At 67.7% G+C, this 15288-nt stretch carries 13 protein-coding genes; 8 read left to right on the forward strand and 5 right to left on the reverse strand.

The window, feature by feature from the left end:
- Positions 1 to 35 precede the first annotated feature (35 nt).
- The 5 genes from DBV10_RS06970 to bfr all read right to left on the reverse strand — a co-directional run bounded on the left by DBV10_RS06970 (position 36) and on the right by bfr (position 5694).
- Positions 36 to 2153: a TonB-dependent siderophore receptor gene (locus DBV10_RS06970; RefSeq protein WP_124511956.1), complete on the reverse strand. Its 2118-nt coding sequence runs from the start codon at positions 2151 to 2153 to the stop codon at positions 36 to 38.
- Positions 2154 to 2276: 123 nt separating this feature from the next.
- Positions 2277 to 2633: a DUF3325 family protein gene (locus DBV10_RS06975; protein WP_124511958.1), complete on the reverse strand. Its 357-nt coding sequence runs from the start codon at positions 2631 to 2633 to the stop codon at positions 2277 to 2279.
- 3 nt (positions 2634 to 2636) lie between these two features.
- Positions 2637 to 4421 (reverse strand): PepSY domain-containing protein, encoded by a 1785-nt coding sequence (locus DBV10_RS06980; RefSeq protein WP_124511960.1) that lies wholly within the window; start codon positions 4419 to 4421, stop codon positions 2637 to 2639.
- Complete coding sequence (locus DBV10_RS06985) at positions 4418 to 4726, reverse strand: DUF3649 domain-containing protein (protein ID WP_124511962.1); 309 nt, start codon at positions 4724 to 4726, stop codon at positions 4418 to 4420. Before DBV10_RS06985 ends, DBV10_RS06980 begins: the two co-directional genes overlap by 4 nt.
- A gap of 491 nt (positions 4727 to 5217) precedes the next feature.
- Positions 5218 to 5694, reverse strand: coding sequence for a bacterioferritin (gene bfr, locus DBV10_RS06990; protein ID WP_124511964.1), 477 nt, complete (start codon positions 5692 to 5694; stop codon positions 5218 to 5220).
- Positions 5695 to 5988: 294 nt separating this feature from the next.
- Between bfr and ahpC the strand changes: the two genes are divergently transcribed.
- From ahpC to DBV10_RS07030, 8 genes are all read left to right on the forward strand, one after another.
- On the forward strand, positions 5989 to 6564 hold the full coding sequence (gene ahpC, locus DBV10_RS06995; RefSeq protein ID WP_124511966.1) for an alkyl hydroperoxide reductase subunit C: 576 nt from the start codon (positions 5989 to 5991) through the stop codon (positions 6562 to 6564).
- 183 nt (positions 6565 to 6747) lie between these two features.
- On the forward strand, positions 6748 to 8325 hold the full coding sequence (gene ahpF / locus DBV10_RS07000; RefSeq protein ID WP_124511968.1) for an alkyl hydroperoxide reductase subunit F: 1578 nt from the start codon (positions 6748 to 6750) through the stop codon (positions 8323 to 8325).
- Positions 8326 to 8697: 372 nt separating this feature from the next.
- A complete protein-coding gene (locus DBV10_RS07005) occupies positions 8698 to 10860 on the forward strand; it encodes a TonB-dependent hemoglobin/transferrin/lactoferrin family receptor (RefSeq protein ID WP_233589828.1) in 2163 nt (720 codons plus the stop codon).
- A 48-nt stretch (positions 10861 to 10908) separates the two neighbouring features.
- Positions 10909 to 11265 (forward strand): hypothetical protein, encoded by a 357-nt coding sequence (locus DBV10_RS07010; RefSeq protein WP_124511970.1) that lies wholly within the window; start codon positions 10909 to 10911, stop codon positions 11263 to 11265.
- On the forward strand, positions 11262 to 12407 hold the full coding sequence (locus DBV10_RS07015) for a hemin-degrading factor (protein WP_124511972.1): 1146 nt from the start codon (positions 11262 to 11264) through the stop codon (positions 12405 to 12407). Before DBV10_RS07010 ends, DBV10_RS07015 begins: the two co-directional genes overlap by 4 nt.
- Positions 12397 to 13281 carry a hemin ABC transporter substrate-binding protein gene (locus DBV10_RS07020; protein ID WP_124511974.1) on the forward strand — a complete coding sequence of 295 codons (885 nt, stop codon included), beginning with the start codon at positions 12397 to 12399 and terminating at the stop codon, positions 13279 to 13281. Before DBV10_RS07015 ends, DBV10_RS07020 begins: the two co-directional genes overlap by 11 nt.
- Positions 13278 to 14360 (forward strand): iron ABC transporter permease, encoded by a 1083-nt coding sequence (locus tag DBV10_RS07025; protein ID WP_124511976.1) that lies wholly within the window; start codon positions 13278 to 13280, stop codon positions 14358 to 14360. Before DBV10_RS07020 ends, DBV10_RS07025 begins: the two co-directional genes overlap by 4 nt.
- Positions 14357 to 15208 (forward strand): heme ABC transporter ATP-binding protein, encoded by an 852-nt coding sequence (locus DBV10_RS07030; RefSeq protein WP_233589829.1) that lies wholly within the window; start codon positions 14357 to 14359, stop codon positions 15206 to 15208. The genes DBV10_RS07025 and DBV10_RS07030 overlap by 4 nt, the downstream gene beginning before the upstream one ends.
- The last annotated feature ends 80 nt before the right edge of the window (positions 15209 to 15288 follow it).

Raw genomic sequence — 15288 nt, forward strand, 5'->3', positions numbered from 1 at the left:
TTTGGTCCTTTGGCCCCTTCCGCCACTCACTCCCCTTAGAACCGCGTGCGCAGCGTCACCTGCACCGAACGCGGCGAGCCGGGCAGGATCAGGTTGTCGTTGCTGCCGTGGGCTGCCACGTAGTACTTGCGGTTGGTGAGGTTCTTCACATTCACGTCCAGGTCCCACTGGCCCAGCGTGTACTGCAGGGCTGCGTCCACCGTGGTGTAGGCGGGCAGGGTGACCAGGTTGGTCAGCGAAGTGAAGCGCTCGCCCACATGGTTCAGCCCACCGCCCATGCGCAGGCCGTGGCCCAGGTCCTTCATGGCCCACAGGAAGGCGGAGTTGCGTGGCGTGAGCGCGGGCACCTTGCCCTGTGCCGCGATGGCGGCGGTGGGCAACTGCGTGGACGTGGTGGTGGCCAGCGACTTGGTCATGCGGCCGTCCAGCCAGGCGTAGCCCGCGCTCACATCCCAGCGGCCGGGCAGGCGGCCGCTGGTGGTCAGCTCCAGGCCGTTGGTGCGCTGCGTGCCCACGTTGATCTGGCGCGAAGGGTTGGCCGGGTCGGTGTTCTTGATGTTGGTGCGTTCCAGGTTGAACAGCGCACCCGTCACGTTCATGCGGCCATCGAGCAGGTCGAGCTTGACGCCGATTTCCTTGTTTTGCGTGATCTCGGGCTCGGCGGCCGTGTTGTTGGCAGCCAGTGCAAACGCTTCTGCCGAGGGTTGGAACGATTTGCTGTACGACACGTAGTACGACACCGCGTCGCTGGGCTGCCAGACCAGGCCGGCGCGGGGGCTGAACTTCTTGTCGGTGCGCGACAGCGAAGACAGTTTGCGGTCGAACTCGGTCTGCTGCTTGTACACGTCGTAGCGTGCGCCCACCAGCGCCTTCCACTGTGGGGCCAGCGTGATCTGGTTTTGCCAGTACAGCGCGGCCGTGTCTTGCGTGGTGTGGCTGGGGATGGCGCTGTCGGCGGTGTAGCTGGCGGCCGGGATCACCGGCGCGGCCACGCCGGCGGGGTTGAGGATGGAGACGCGGTCGGCGCCGCCCGACACCGATTCGGCGCGTTTCTTTTGCTGGCCCAGCTCCATGCCCATCAGCCATTCCTGCTTGAGGCCGCCGAGCTGGTTGCGCCAGGTCACGTCGGTCTGGTTGAAGAGGCCGGTTTCGTCGCGCAGGATGAAGGCGCGCGTGCGGCCCACGGTCATGTCCACGGGGTTGGTGGTGCCGCCGGGCAGGGTGTTGTAGCGGTCGAGCGAATAGTCGTAGGCGCGCGTCACGTTGCGCACCGACCACTCATCGTTGAAGCGGTGGTTGAGCGCGGCGGTCAGCGACTGCATGGTGCTGGTGGTGGTGTCGTCCTGCGCCGCGTTGCGGGAGCCGTAGTAGGTGCTGGCGGCCACGTTGACCGGGCGGCCGTTCAGGGCCGGGATGCCGAAGTCGGTCAGGCGCTTGTCGCGCGCGTTGGTGTACTGCAGCAGCAGGTCGGTCTGCGCCGCGAGCTTGAGCGCCAGGGACGGCGCGAAGTTGTAGCGCTTGACGAATTGCTGGTCGCGGTAGCTGCCCGAGTCCTCCACGGCCGCATTGACGCGGAAGGCGGCGGTGTCGCTGATGCCCACGTTCACATCGGCCGTGGCGCGGCGGTAATCGTAGCTGCCCAGGCCCAGGCTGGCTTCGCCCGAGGTCTCACCGAACTTCGGCTTCTTGGTCACACGGTTGATCAGCCCGCCCGACGAGCCACGCCCGTACAGCACGGCCGCCGGGCCCTTGAGCACTTCGATGCGCTCGATGTCGGCCAGGTCGCGGAAGTAGAGCGCATCGTCGCGCACGCCATCCACGAACTGGTCGGCGATGGCCGTGAAGCCCCGGATCACCACCTGGTCGCGCTGGCCGTCGCCATGGCTCATGGCCACGCCGGGCACGTTGCGCAGCGCGTCTTGCATCGAACGGGCGCCCTGGTCGCGCAGCAGCTGGCCGGGCACCACGTTCACGGATTGCGGCACGTCGCGCAGCGGCGCGCTGCCCTTGGTGGCCGTGCTGGTGGCGGCGGGCGAGTAGCCGTCGTCCGCGCCGGACGATTGCACGGTGACTTCACCCAGTGTCTGGGTTTGTGCGGTGGCCAGACTGGCCATCATCAAAGAGGCCGCCAGGGCCAGGGGGTGCATACGCATGGTTTTGCTTCTCCTCGGTTATGAATGTTTGCTATTGAATTGGTAGCTTTCAGCGCTTGTCTGTAGGGCGCTGGATGCCGAAATGGCTTGAAAAAAGCTGTGGCGCGCGGGCACTGCGGACCGTTACCAGCCCCCGAGCCAGGCCACGAGGCCGGCCGCCAGGGCGCAGCCCGCGAGCGCAGGCGTGCGCCGGGGCTGCCAGGTCACGGCGGCCGTGGCGGCCACGGCCGCCACGGACAGCGCCACCGCCCAGGTGGTCACGGAGAGCGAGGCCGGAGCACTGCCCGCCGGGTGGGCCGCCTGCCACAGCGACAGGCCCAGCAGCAGCCATCCAGCGCGGCGCAGGTGCTGCAGGCGGCGCGCTGCGCCGTCGTGGCCCAGCGTGCGCGCCCAGGCATCCCCCAGGGCGTCTTCGTGGTGGCGGTCCATGCTGAGCGCAATGGCCGACCAGGCGGCAAAGCACAGAAGAAAGTCGGACATGGATCAGGCCCCCGAAGTCGACACATCGGGCGCGGCGGGCAGTGCTGCGGCCACGGCCGGGGCCGGAGCAGCTGCGCGTGGCGCCTTGCCGTGGGGCGTGCGGCCCGGGCGCAGCCGCCACGACAGCCAACCCAGCAGCAGGCCGGTGGCCAGGAAGGCCAGGTCCATGCTGGCCCACACCCATTCGCCCGCAGGCAGCGTGATGCCCAGGTGGGCGTGGGTGGTCAGCGCGTTGATCACCGGGAGCAGGGCCCACACCAGGCCCGCTGCGCCCAGCGGCACCGACCAGCCCATGCGGCCAGGCCGCACCACGGTGCAGGCCAGCGCCCACAGCAGGGCCAGGCCCCAGGCGCTGAAGAACCAGGCCAGCTCGGTGTCGGCGCGGCCCTCGGTGTCCAGCGGGACCAGGCGGTTGGAGGCCAGGTAGACCCCGCAGGCCAGCGGCAGCCCGGCCAGCGTGGCGATGTTGATGCCGGCCACCAGGCGCTCGCCAAAGGGGGGCTTGGCGGGCGCCGTGCTGGCGGCAGCAGCGGCCGCACCTTTGCGGCTGGCCTGGGCTTGCGAAGCTTGGGATTTGGCGCTGCGCTTGACCGACCACAGCACCATGCCGGTGGCGATCATCAGGCTGCCCAGCAGGCCAAAGCCGAACAGCGCCCAGCGCAGGCCGGTGCCGGCAAAGTGCGCCATGTGCAGGCCCACCAGCACGCCATAGGTCCTGGTGGCGGGGCCGGTGGCGTCGGCCTGGTCCAGCCACTGGCCGGTGTTGGCATCGAACAGCAGGCGCGGCGGGCGGTGCTGCAGGCGGTCGCCTTCATGGCGCGTGACCTCGACCACGGCCCGGCCCTTGGCGTCGCGGCGCGCCTGCACGCGGCCGATGTGCCCGCCGTCCCAGCGGCTGCGGGCGGCCTCCAGGATGGGTTGCAGCGCGATGGCGGGCAGGGGCTCCACCTTGTCGCCGGCGCCCCGGCGGGCGCGGCTTTCGGCCTTCTCGCCCTGCAGGTCGGCAAAGTAGGCGTTGGAATCGACGCCCTTCTCGTTCTTGTAGGCCGTGGCAATGCCTGCGGGCATGTACAGCGTGTGGAAGAGCATCAGCCCGCTGAAGGTGATCATCAGGTAGAACGGCAGCACCAGCACGCCCGTGACGTTGTGCGCATCCAGCCAGGCGCGCTGCCCGCCCTTGGCGGGGCGGAAGGTGAAGAAGTCCTTGAAGATGCGGCGGTGCGTGATCACGCCGGAGATGAGCGCGACGAACATCAGCATCGTGGCCACGCCCACCACCCAGCGGCCCTCCTGGGTCCAGCGGCCCTTTTGCGCGGTGCGCAGCTCGAAGTGGAAGCGGTAGAAGAAGTCGCCGCCCATGGTCTGGCGGGTGTTGATGGCCTCGCCGGTCTGCGGGTTCATGCGCAGGGTCTCGAAGCGGCCATTGCCCGTGTCGCGCCACAGGATGCTGACGGCGGGGTCGCGGTCGTCGGGCAGGTTCATGATCCACTGCGTGACGCCGGGCACCTTGCGGGCCAGCGCGTCCAGCGACTTCTGCGCCACCTGCGCGTCCGCATGGGCCGCATCGGCCATATCGGCGCTGGGCAGGCCGTGCATCTCGGGGCGCATCCACAGGTTGAATTCGCTTCGGAAGAACGACAGCGTGCCGGTGAGGAAGATCGCAAACAGCAGCCATCCCAGGATCAGCCCGGCCCAGGTGTGCAGCCACGCCATGGCCTGGCGCAAACCCTCGCGGTCATTGGGGGCCTTGGGCGCTTTGGCCTGGCGCAGGGCGGTCTCCGTGCTCATGCCGTGGCCCCCATCCATTGCGGCGCCATGGCGCAGGCCCCCAGCGCCAGTGCCGGCAACAGCGTGCCGCCCCAGGCACCCCAGGCGGTGCGTGCATAAAACGCCCAGCCGGCGGCGATGGCATACACCACCCAGGCGAGCATGGTGGCCGTGAGCACGGCTTCGACGCGCGGCATGCACTGCGCAAGCAAGAGCGACAGCGCGGCCGCAAAGCCGGCGGCCAGGGCATAGCCGCCGCCCACGGCGGCCACCGCGCGGGAGGCGATGGCCAGGCGGTAGCGCCAGTCGACGCGGGCCGCCTTCATGGCCGGGCGGCCGCAGCGCCAAGGGCAGCGCGGTGGCCAGAAAACGAGGGGAACAGAAACCCCGCAAGGCAGGGGCTGGCGGTGCGGCGCAGCATCAACAGAGGCTCCAGGCAGGTTGGGTACAAGACCGTACGAACACTGGCTGGCTGCAGCAGGCATCAAGGCCCGGCTGACTGGCTGGCTGAGGGATTCAGGGAATCGCAGGACCCGGACGCAGCACGCAGTGCATGCCCAAGGCCTGTATCAGGGAGGGGCTGCAAAAAGAGGTGGGAGCGGGTCGCAGGCGTGCATTCTACTTTTGTTGAGAAGCATTCGCATTTAAATGAAAAGAATTTTGCGACTTTGATGTGCACTTGCAACAAACCGTGACGGGCCGGGGCAGGGGGGCGTGCCGGAGGGGGTTGCGCGCGGGCACAAAAAAACGGGCCGAGGCCCGTTTTTTTGATTTCTTCTTTGCTTTTTTCGTGGAGCGCTCTGGAGAACTCTGTGGATCAGTCCGCGTCACCCATCTGCGACTGCAGGTAGTTCTGCAGGCCGACCTTGTCGATCAGCTCGATCTGGGTCTCGATGAAGTCGATGTGCTCTTCGGTATCGTCCAGGATCTTTTGCAGCAGGTCGCGCGAGACATAGTCGCGCACCGTTTCGCAGTGGGCGATGCCTTCCTTGATGGTGGCCTGGGCGCCTTGTTCGGAGCGCAGGTCGCAGGCCAGGATCTCGGGCACATCCTCACCCACTTGCAGCTTGGCCAGGTCCTGCAGGTTGGGCAGGCCGTCGAGCATGAAGATGCGGTCCATGAGCCAGTCGGCATGCTTCATCTCGCCGATGGATTCGGAGTATTCCTTCTTGGCCAGCTTGTCGAAGCCCCAGTGCTTGAGCATGCGGTAGTGCAGGAAGTACTGGTTGATGGCCGTGAGCTCGTTCTTGAGCTGGGCCTGCAGATGGCCGATGACCTGTGCGTCGCCTTTCATGGGGGACTCCTTGTGTTGTTGTGTGCGTTGATTCGGCACCGATTGTCGTGACCTGAATCAACCGGCGCAAGGCAATCCCCTGTTCGCGCGCAATGGCTGCGTTTGATGTTGAGTTGTGTTCGCGTTCATAGCGGGCGGCAGGGGCCATGGCACGCTTGCATCCCCATGGATGGGGGTTTCTATATAGTCATTGACAATTGGTTTAATCAAATCAATTAATTGGATTGATGGCTACAAAGGGCCTAGACTTCAGTCCTGTTCAGTTCAGTCAATCAACCCCTAAAGGAAACAGCAATGTCCCTGATCAACACGCAAGTTCAGCCCTTCAAGACCACCGCTTTCGTCAACCGCAATGGCAAGGGCGAGTTCATCGACCTGACCGAAGCCGACCTGAAGGGCAAGTGGTCCGTGCTGATCTTCATGCCTGCCGCCTTCACCTTCAACTGCCCCACCGAAATCGAAGACGCTGCTGAGCACTACGCAGAGTTCCAGAAGGCTGGTACCGAGGTCTACATCGTCACCACCGACACGCACTTCTCGCACAAGGTGTGGCACGAAACCAGCCCCGCCGTGGGCAAGGCCAAGTTCCCTCTGGTGGGCGACCCCACGCACCAGCTGACCAACGCTTTCGGCGTGCACATCCCTGAAGAAGGCCTGGCACTGCGCGGCACCTTCGTGATCAACCCCGACGGCATCATCAAGACCGCCGAAGTGCACTCCAACGAAATCGCCCGCGACGTGAAGGAAACCGTGCGCAAGCTCAAGGCTGCCCAGTACACCGCCGCCCACCCCGGCCAGGTGTGCCCCGCCAAGTGGAACGAAGGCGCCAAGACCCTGGCCCCTTCGCTGGACCTGGTCGGCAAGATCTAAGCCCCGGCTCATTCGGCGCAGCGCTCCAGAAATGGGGCGCCCCCAGCCGGACAGCGTCATGGCGCGCATGTGCCATGCCGTCCGGCTTTTTCACGCCCGTTTTCTGGGCAATGTTGCGGCTTCAGGGTTGCCAAAAGTGATCCCAGCCCCCAACCTATAAATCGAAATTCAAAGGACACCACCATGCTCGACGAACAACTCAAGACCCAGCTTTCCGCCTACCTGGAGCGCGTGCAGCAGCCGTTTGAGCTGGTGGCATCCCTGGACGACAGCGACACCGCCCGCGAGATGCGCGAGCTGCTGACGACCATCCAGTCCCTGCGCAGCGACAAGATCACGCTGCGCACCGACGGCAACGATGCGCGCAAGCCCTCGTTCAGCCTGCAGCGCACGGGCGCCACCAATAGCCTGCGTTTTGCCGGCCTGCCCCTGGGCCATGAATTCACCTCGCTGGTGCTGGCCCTGTTGTGGACCGGCGGCCACCCGCCCAAGGTCGAGCCCGAGGTGATCGAGCAGATCGCTGCGCTCGACGGCGACTTCAACTTCGAGGTCTACATGAGCCTGAGCTGCCACAACTGCCCGGACGTGGTGCAGGCGCTGTCGCTCATGGCCATCGTCAACCCGAAGATCAAGACCACCGTGATCGAAGGCGGCGCTTTCCAGCAGGAAGTGACCGAGCGCGAGATCATGGCCGTGCCCATGGTGTTCCTCAACGGCAAGGTCTTTGGCTCAGGCCGCATGTCGGTCGAAGAAATCGTGGCCAAGCTCGACACCGGCGCCGCCGCGCGTGACGCCGCCAAGCTCAGCGCCAAGGCACCGTACGACGTGCTCATCGTCGGCGGTGGCCCCGCCGGCGCCGCCGCCGCCGTGTACGCCGCCCGCAAGGGCATCCGCACTGGCGTGGCTGCCGAGCGCTTCGGCGGCCAGGTCAATGACACGCTGGCCATCGAGAACTACATCTCGGTGCTCGAAACCGACGGCCCCAAGTTCGCCGCCGCGCTCGAAGCCCACACCCGCGCCTACGACGTGGACATCATGAACCTGCAGCGTGCCGACAAGCTGATCCCTGCGACTGAGCCCGGTGGTCTGATCGAGGTGCAGCTTGCCAACGGTGGCACGCTCCAATCCAAGACGGTGATCCTGTCCACCGGCGCGCGCTGGCGCAACGTGAACGTGCCCGGCGAGGCCGAGTACAAGAACAAGGGCGTGGCCTACTGCCCGCACTGCGACGGCCCGCTGTTCAAGGGTAAGCGCGTGTCGGTGATCGGCGGCGGCAACTCGGGTGTCGAGGCCGCGATTGACTTGGCCGGCATCGTGCAGCATGTCACGCTGATCGAGTTTGCCGACCAGCTCAAGGCCGACGCCGTGCTGGTCAACAAGCTCAAGAGTCTGCCCAACGTGGTGATCCACACCAACGCGCAGACCACCGAGATCACCGGCGCCGACGGCAAGGTCAACGGCCTCAAGTACAAGGACCGCGCCACCAACGTGGAGCACCTGGTGCAGCTCGAAGGCGTGTTCGTGCAGATCGGCTTGGTGCCCAACACCGAATGGCTCAAGGGCACGGTGGAGCTGTCCCGCTTCGGCGAGATCATCGTGGACTCGCACGGCCGTACCAACCTGCCCGGCGTGTTTGCAGCGGGCGATTGCACCACGGTGCCGTTCAAGCAGATCGTGATCGCGGCGGGGGAGGGGTCGAAGGCGGCACTGAGCGCGTTTGACCACCTGATCCGCATGCCCGTGGTGGCTGGGGCGGTGTGATTTCGCAATAAAAATCGCTGCTTGCGCGCAATGGTAGTGCGCTGATAGCTATTAAAAAATGAGCGGCTGGCTGCGTGGAGTGGTCAGCCGCTTTGTTTTGGAGGTCGTTCTGTTCATTTGTTATTGAGAATTATTCTCATATAATCCACCCCATCAGCCAGCCACAACCGCCCGATCTTCTGCGCGCAGAAGCCAGGGCCGTCTGCATGGAGCCAGCTCTGTATTCGTTGTCGTTTCAGAGAAGGACTCCCCTCCGTGGCGCAGGCATTCCGTTCCCCTCCGTTTTCTTCCCGGCGCGCACAGGCGCACCCCTCCGATCAATGGCTGCAAGGCCGTCTGCGGCCGCTTGCATGGCTTGTGGCCTGTGCATGTATGGCCATTGGCAGCGCGCATGCGCAAGATGCGGCCCAGTTGGTGGCTGCAGCGCCGCAGCTCAAAGAAGTGGTTATCAGCGGCTCGCGCAGCGAGCAGGACCCGGGCGAGCTGCCCATGGGCATCGACGTGATCAACGCGCAGGCCATCGAAGAGGGCCAGGTGCGCGATATCCGCGACGTGGCGCGCGAGTTGCCCAATGTGTCGGTCACGCGTTCGCCCGCGCGTTTTTCGCTGGCCAGCGGCTCCACGGGCCGCGAGCAGAACGCGGGCTTCAACATCCGTGGCCTGGACGGCAACCGCGTGCTGATGATGGTGGACGGCATCCGCCTGCCGCGCAGCTACGTCTTCAGCGCCAATGCCTTCGGGCGAGACTACCTGGACATCGGCCTGCTGCAGCGCATCGAGGTTGTGCGCGGCGCCACGTCGGCCCTGTATGGCTCCGACGGCATGGCAGGCCTGGTCAACTTCATCACCGCAGACCCCTCGGCCTTCCTGGAAGGTGACAAGCGCATCGGTGGCCGGGTCAGCCTGGGTTACGACGGCGACGACCACGGCAAGCGCGTGGGCGCCACGGTGGCGGGCAAGGCGGGCGACACGGTGCAGTGGCTGCTGGGCGGCAACGTCACGCGCGCCAGCGAGCTGGACAACATGGGCACCAACAGCGCGGCCAACGCCGACCGCACCCGCCCCAATCCGCAAAAGGATAAAAGCGGTGCGCTGCTGGGCAAGGTCATCCTCACGCCGGGCGGCGGCCAGCGCCATGTGTTCACGCTGGAGCATGTGGACAAGAGCTCCGACTACGAGCTGCTCACCGCGCGCTCCAAGCCGCCGCTGGCGGCCACCTCGGTGCTGGGCTCCACCTCGTTCACCGACATGCAGCGCAGCCGCGCGACGTGGGAAGGCGCGTGGCGCGTGAACACGGCCTTCGCCGACGAGTTGAAGGCGACGCTGAGTTTCCAGGACGCCCATTCGCGCGAGTACATCACCGAAGACCGCAACACCGCCGCAGACCGCGTGCGCGACGTGACCTACGACGAGCGCACCTGGCAGGCCAACCTGCAGGGCAGCAAGGTGCTGCGCGCGGGCCCCGGCGGCCTGGTGCAGAAGATCACTTACGGCTTCGACTACATGTCCGCGAAGGTCGAGAACCTGCAGACCGGCGTGACCCCGCCCGTGGGTGAGACCTTCCCGCTCAAGCGCTTTCCGGACACCACCGAGACCAGCGCCGCGCTGTATGTGCAGGACGAGTTTGTGACCGGCCCCTGGAGCATCACGCCCGGCGTGCGCTTCGACACCTTCCGCATCAAGGCCGACCCGGCGGGCTTCGGCGCGCAGGCGGTGTCGCTGTCGGGCAACGCCACCTCGCCCAAGTTCGGCGTGCTGTACCGCGCCAGCGAGCAGTGGAGCGTGTTCGGCAACTACGCGGCGGGCTTTCGGGCGCCCAACGCAGGGCAGGTCAACGCCTTCTTCGAGAACCCGGTGGGCAACTACAAGACGGTGCCCAATGCCAACCTCAAGCCCGAGAAGAGCCAGAACGTCGAGCTGGGCGTGCGCGGGCGCATGGAGCGCCTGTCCATCGAGGCCGCCGCGTTCACCGGCCGCTACAAGGACTTCATCGAGGATCTGCGCCAGGTGGGGGGCACGGGCGCACCGGGCAACCCGCTGGTGTTCCAGTCGGTCAACATCGGCCGCGTCAAGCTCAATGGCTTTGAGGTCAAGGGCGACATGCGCTGGGGCCAGTGGGCGGGTGGGCAGTGGAGTTCTCCGTTTGCCTATGGCCAGACACGCGGCCGTGACACTGCCACCGGCAAGCCGGTGAACACTGTGGACCCATCGCGTCTGACGGCGGGCCTGCGCTACGACACCGGTGGCTGGATGGCGCGGCTGGACATGACCCACGCCGCTGCCAAGAAGGCCAGCGACGTGAGCGTGGCCACGGGCAGCACGCAGTACCTCACGCCGTCGTACACGGTGCTGGACCTGTCGGCCCAGTGGCGCATCCGCAAGGACCTGCGCCTGAACGCCGGCATCTACAACCTCACCGACAAAAAACACTGGCGCTGGGCCGACGTGCGTGGCCTGGCCGCCAATGCCAGCTTCATCGACGCCTACAGCCAGCCGGGCCGCGCGGTGCGCGTCTCCCTGGTGGCGGATTTCTAAGTCACCTCCCTAGGCACCTTTTCAGGCACTTCATCAAGGAGACAGTTCATGAGCCATGCACCTGACACGCCCGATACGCCCACGTCCGGCGCCCATTGCGACGAGGAATACAGCCTGCCCTGCGCCGAGGCGCTGCTGGCCGGTACGCTCGCCCTGATGACGGGCTACGTGCAGGCCTGCTGCGACAGCCACCGCGACGCCATGGGCCGCAAGATCGCGGCCAACCTGCAGATGCTGGCCGACGCCGAAGGCTTCACGCCGCATTTCCGCACCGTGGCCTGGAGCCTGCAAGGCCGTTGGGAGCAGCAGTGCAAGGCGCGCCAGGACACCGCCGCCAGCGCCGCGCTGGTGGCCGCCGAGCAGCGCCGTGTGCTGTGGCACACCGCGCCGGAGGCCATGCAATGAGCGCCGCCGTGACCAACGCCCTGGGTACCCCCTTGCCTGCGTCCGCCGCTGCGCCCGTGGCTGCACCGGACATCCGCGCGCAATTCGCCGCCGCGCGTGCTGCGGGCAAGCGCGCCAAGGAAGCGGCCGAGAGCATCGGGTTGTCCGAAGGTGCCGCCGTGGCCGCGCACGCGGGCGAGCATGGTCACTCGCTCAAGGTCGTGCCGCTGCAGGGATCATGGCTGGAGCTGCTGCAATCGCTGGAGGCCTGCGGCCCGCTGATGGCGCTCACGCGCAACGAAGGCACGGTGCACGAGAAGACCGGTGTGTACACGCATGTGTCGGCCACCGGGCCGGTGGGCATCGCGCTGGGCGAAGACATCGACCTGCGCCTGTTCTTTGCGCAGTGGCATGCCGGTTTTGCGGTGACCGAGCTGGCCAACGACCCCGCCAAGCCGCCATCGCGCAGCCTGCAGTTCTACAACGCCCAGGGCCGCGCGGTGCACAAGATTTTCACGCGCGAGGCCACCGACCAGGCCGCGTTCGACGCGGTGGTGAGCCGCTTTGCGCAGCCCAGTGCCGGCTATGTGTTTGGCTCCGCACCTTCGCCAGTGGCAGTACTGCCTGACGCAGACGTGGATGCCGATGGCCTGCGGGACGCCTGGGCCGCGATGAAGGACACGCACGAGTTCTTCGGTCTCACCAAAAAATTCGGCGTGGAGCGCCAGCAGAGCTTTCGCATGGTCGAGGGCCTGTTCGCCTGGCGTGCCACGCGTGAGGCCGTGGCGTGCCTGCTGAACGAGGCCGCAGTGGACGGCCTGCCCATCATGGTGTTTGTGGGCAGCGGCGGCTGCATCCAGATCCACACCGGGCCGGTGCGCAACATCCAGCCGCTTGCGACACCGCATGCGCAATGGATCAACGTGCTGGACGCGGGCTTCAACCTGCATCTGCGCACCGACATGATCGCGAGCGTCTGGGTGGTCGAAAAACCCACGGCCGATGGCGTCGTCACCTCCGTCGAGGCGTTCGACCACGCGGGCGAGCTGATGGCCATGTTCTTCGGTGCGCGCAAGCCCGGCAAGCCGGAGCTGCAGGGCTGGCGCGACCTGGTGGCGCGGTTGCCGCAGGCGCAGCAAGATGAGGTGGCCCATGCAGCATGACGGCCTGAACGACGCGGTGCGCAGGCAGTTGCTGCGCGGCATGGCGGCGCTGCAGCTGCTGTCCGCGGCGGGCGCAAGGCGCGCGGCCGCGGCCGGCCCGGCGCGCATCGTCTCGCTGGGCGGCGCGCTGACCGAGGTGGTCTACCTGCTGGGCGCCCAGGGCCAGCTGGTGGGCACCGACACCACCAGCCTGTTCCCTGAGGCCGCGCAGAGGACCGCCAAGGTCGGCTACATGCGCCAGCTCTCGGCCGAGGGGCTGCTGTCCCTCAAGCCCGACGCCGTGGTGGGCACCACCGAGGCGGGCCCGCCCGTGGTGCTGGACCAGGTGCGCAGCGCCGGGGTGCGTGTGGAGCTGGTCCAGGCCGACCACACCTGGGACGAGGTGCAGCGCAAGGTGGCCACCGTGGGCCGCGTGGCCGGCCGCGAGCGCGAGGCCCGGGCGCTGCAGGCCAGCCTGGATGCGCAGTGGGTGGCGGTGCAGAAAGTGGTGGCAGCCACCACGCGGCGCCCGCGCGCCCTCTTCATCCTGTCGCACAGCGGCAGCCCCATGGTGGCCGGCACCGGCACGGCGGCCGATGCGCTGATCCGCTTTGCGGGCGCGACCAATGCCATCACCCAGTTTGCAGGCTACCGGCCCCTCACGGCCGAGGCCATGGCCAGCGCCGCGCCAGACATGCTGCTCAACAGCACGCAGGGCATCGAAGCGCTGGGCGGCGAGGCCGCGTTCTGGCAGCGGCCGGAGCTGGCGCTCGCGCCCGCCTTCCGCCGCAAGGCGCTGGTGGCCATGGAGGCCAGCCACCTGCTGGGCTTCGGCCCGCGACTGCCCGCTGCCGTGCGCGAACTGCACACCCGCACGCAGGCGATCACGGCGTGAGCGGCGTGGCCGTGGCACCGCCGGGTGCGCGCTGGACCGTGGGGCGCCTGTCGCCCCGCGCCGCGCTCACCATGGGCGCCATGCTGGTCCTGCTGGCTTTTGTCTGGGCCAGCACGCGGGGCGCCTACGCCATTGCACCCGCCCAGCTGTGGCAGGTGCTGCTGCAGGCTGTGGGCGCAGCGCCGTCGGCCGAGCAGGCGCCCGAATATCTGGTGTTCATCAACATCCGGTTGCCCCGATTGCTGATGGGCGTGGCCGCTGGGGCGGGCCTGGGGCTGGCCGGTGCGCTCATGCAGGGGCTGTTCCGCAATCCGCTGGCCGACCCGGGCCTGATCGGTGTGAGCAGCGGGGCCGCGCTGGCCGCCGCGCTCACCATCGTGCTGGGCATGTACTGGTTGCCGGACCTGCCGCGCACGCTGGGCAGTTGGGCGCTGGTGGGCATGGCCTTTGGCGGCGGCCTGCTGGTCACGGCGCTGATCTATGCGCTGGCGCAGGCCGACGGTGGCACGCGCATGGGGCTGATGCTGCTGGCGGGCGTAGCGGTCAATGCGCTGGCGCTGGCAGGGCTGGGCTACCTCAATTTCATCTCCACCGACGAGCAGCTGCGCAACCTCCAGATGTGGCTGCTGGGCAGCCTGGGCGGCGCGCGCTGGAGCGCCGTGGCCCTGGTGGGCTCCATCGTGGCCGTGGCCTGCGGCCTGGGTCTGGCGCTGGCGCGCCCGCTCAACGCGATCGCGCTGGGCGAGGCGCAGGCCGCGCTCTTGGGCGTGCCGGTGGAGCGCACCAAGCGCCTGGCGGTGCTGGTGACCGCGCTGGCCGTGGGCGCCGTGACGGCGGCCACGGGCATCATCGGTTTCATCGGCCTGGTGGCGCCGCACTGGGTGCGCCTGGTGGCCGGGCCCGACCACCGCGTGGTGCTGCCGGGCTCGGCCCTGCTGGGTGCGGCGCTGGTGTTGGCGGCCGATGGGGTGGCGCGCACCATTGTCCAGCCGGCCGAGCTGCCGCTGGGCGTGCTCACGGCCTTCATCGGCGTGCCGTTGTTTTTGGCCATGCTGCGCCAGTTCAGGAGCAAGGTGTGAGCGCCGCTGCTTCCCCGCTCTCCACCACCGCCGATCTGCTGGTGTGCGACCAATTGGGTGTGGGCGTGCCCGGCAGGCCCTTGTTGGCCACCGTGCACACGCAGTTTGTGCCCGGGCGTGTCACGGCCATCCTGGGCCCCAACGGGGCGGGCAAGTCCACACTGCTGTCCATGTTGTCAGGCCAGCGCACGCCGCGCTCGGGCAGGGTGCGGCTGGCGGGCAAGCCGTTGCCCGGTTGGAGCGCGCTGGCCTTGGCGCGCCAGCGTGCCGTGCTGCCGCAAGAGACGGCGGTGGCGTTTGATTTCACGGTGCAGGAGGTGGTGGAAATGGGGCGCTTTCCCCACCGCCAGCACCCCAGCCGCCACGAGGCGCGCATCGTGCGCGAGGCCCTGGCGTCCACGGGCGTGGCGCACCTTGCGGGGCGCAGCGTCAACACCTTGTCGGGCGGTGAACGGGCGCGCGCCCACCTGGCCCGGGCGCTGGCGCAGATCTGGGAGCCTTTGCCCGGTGGTGCTGCACGCTGGCTGCTGCTGGACGAGCCCACGGCCGCGCTCGATCTGGCGCACCAGCACCAGACCATGGCCCTGGTGCGCCGCTGGGCGGTGGAGCAGGGCGTGGGTGTGGTGGCCGTGCTGCACGACCTGAACCTGGCACTGCGCTATGCGCACGGCGTGGTGCTATTGGGGCAGGGGCGCTGCGAGGCGGGCCCCACGGCCCAGACACTCACCCCAGCGGCCATTGCCCGCGTGTGGGGCGTGGCCTGCACCGAGGTGCGGGCGAGCGACGGGGTGCCGCAATTTCTGGTGGCAGGGGCTGCTGCGCCCGGCCTGCCATCGAAATTTGAATGAAACAGGCCGCTGCCGCTTGATGCCTAAGCGCGAGAAGCTATAAAAAGAGGAGCGTGAAGGGCGAGTGGGGAGGGCGCCCG

This window comes from Acidovorax sp. FJL06, from assembly GCF_003852545.1.
Classification (GTDB): Bacteria; Pseudomonadota; Gammaproteobacteria; order Burkholderiales; family Burkholderiaceae_C; genus Acidovorax.

Bases quoted from the DNA above. Each gene is read 5' to 3' on its own strand.
- DBV10_RS06970 (WP_124511956.1), bottom strand. From the start codon at position 2,153: ATGCGTATGCACCCCCTGGCCCTGGCGGCCTCTTTGATGATGGCCAGT.
- DBV10_RS06975 (WP_124511958.1), bottom strand. From the start codon at position 2,633: ATGTCCGACTTTCTTCTGTGCTTTGCCGCCTGGTCGGCCATTGCGCTC.
- DBV10_RS06980 (WP_124511960.1), bottom strand. From the start codon at position 4,421: ATGAGCACGGAGACCGCCCTGCGCCAGGCCAAAGCGCCCAAGGCCCCC.
- DBV10_RS06985 (WP_124511962.1), bottom strand. From the start codon at position 4,726: ATGAAGGCGGCCCGCGTCGACTGGCGCTACCGCCTGGCCATCGCCTCC.
- bfr (WP_124511964.1), bottom strand. From the start codon at position 5,694: ATGAAAGGCGACGCACAGGTCATCGGCCATCTGCAGGCCCAGCTCAAG.
- ahpC (WP_124511966.1), top strand. From the start codon at position 5,989: ATGTCCCTGATCAACACGCAAGTTCAGCCCTTCAAGACCACCGCTTTC.
- ahpF (WP_124511968.1), top strand. From the start codon at position 6,748: ATGCTCGACGAACAACTCAAGACCCAGCTTTCCGCCTACCTGGAGCGC.
- DBV10_RS07005 (WP_233589828.1), top strand. From the start codon at position 8,698: ATGGCCATTGGCAGCGCGCATGCGCAAGATGCGGCCCAGTTGGTGGCT.
- DBV10_RS07010 (WP_124511970.1), top strand. From the start codon at position 10,909: ATGAGCCATGCACCTGACACGCCCGATACGCCCACGTCCGGCGCCCAT.
- DBV10_RS07015 (WP_124511972.1), top strand. From the start codon at position 11,262: ATGAGCGCCGCCGTGACCAACGCCCTGGGTACCCCCTTGCCTGCGTCC.
- DBV10_RS07020 (WP_124511974.1), top strand. From the start codon at position 12,397: ATGCAGCATGACGGCCTGAACGACGCGGTGCGCAGGCAGTTGCTGCGC.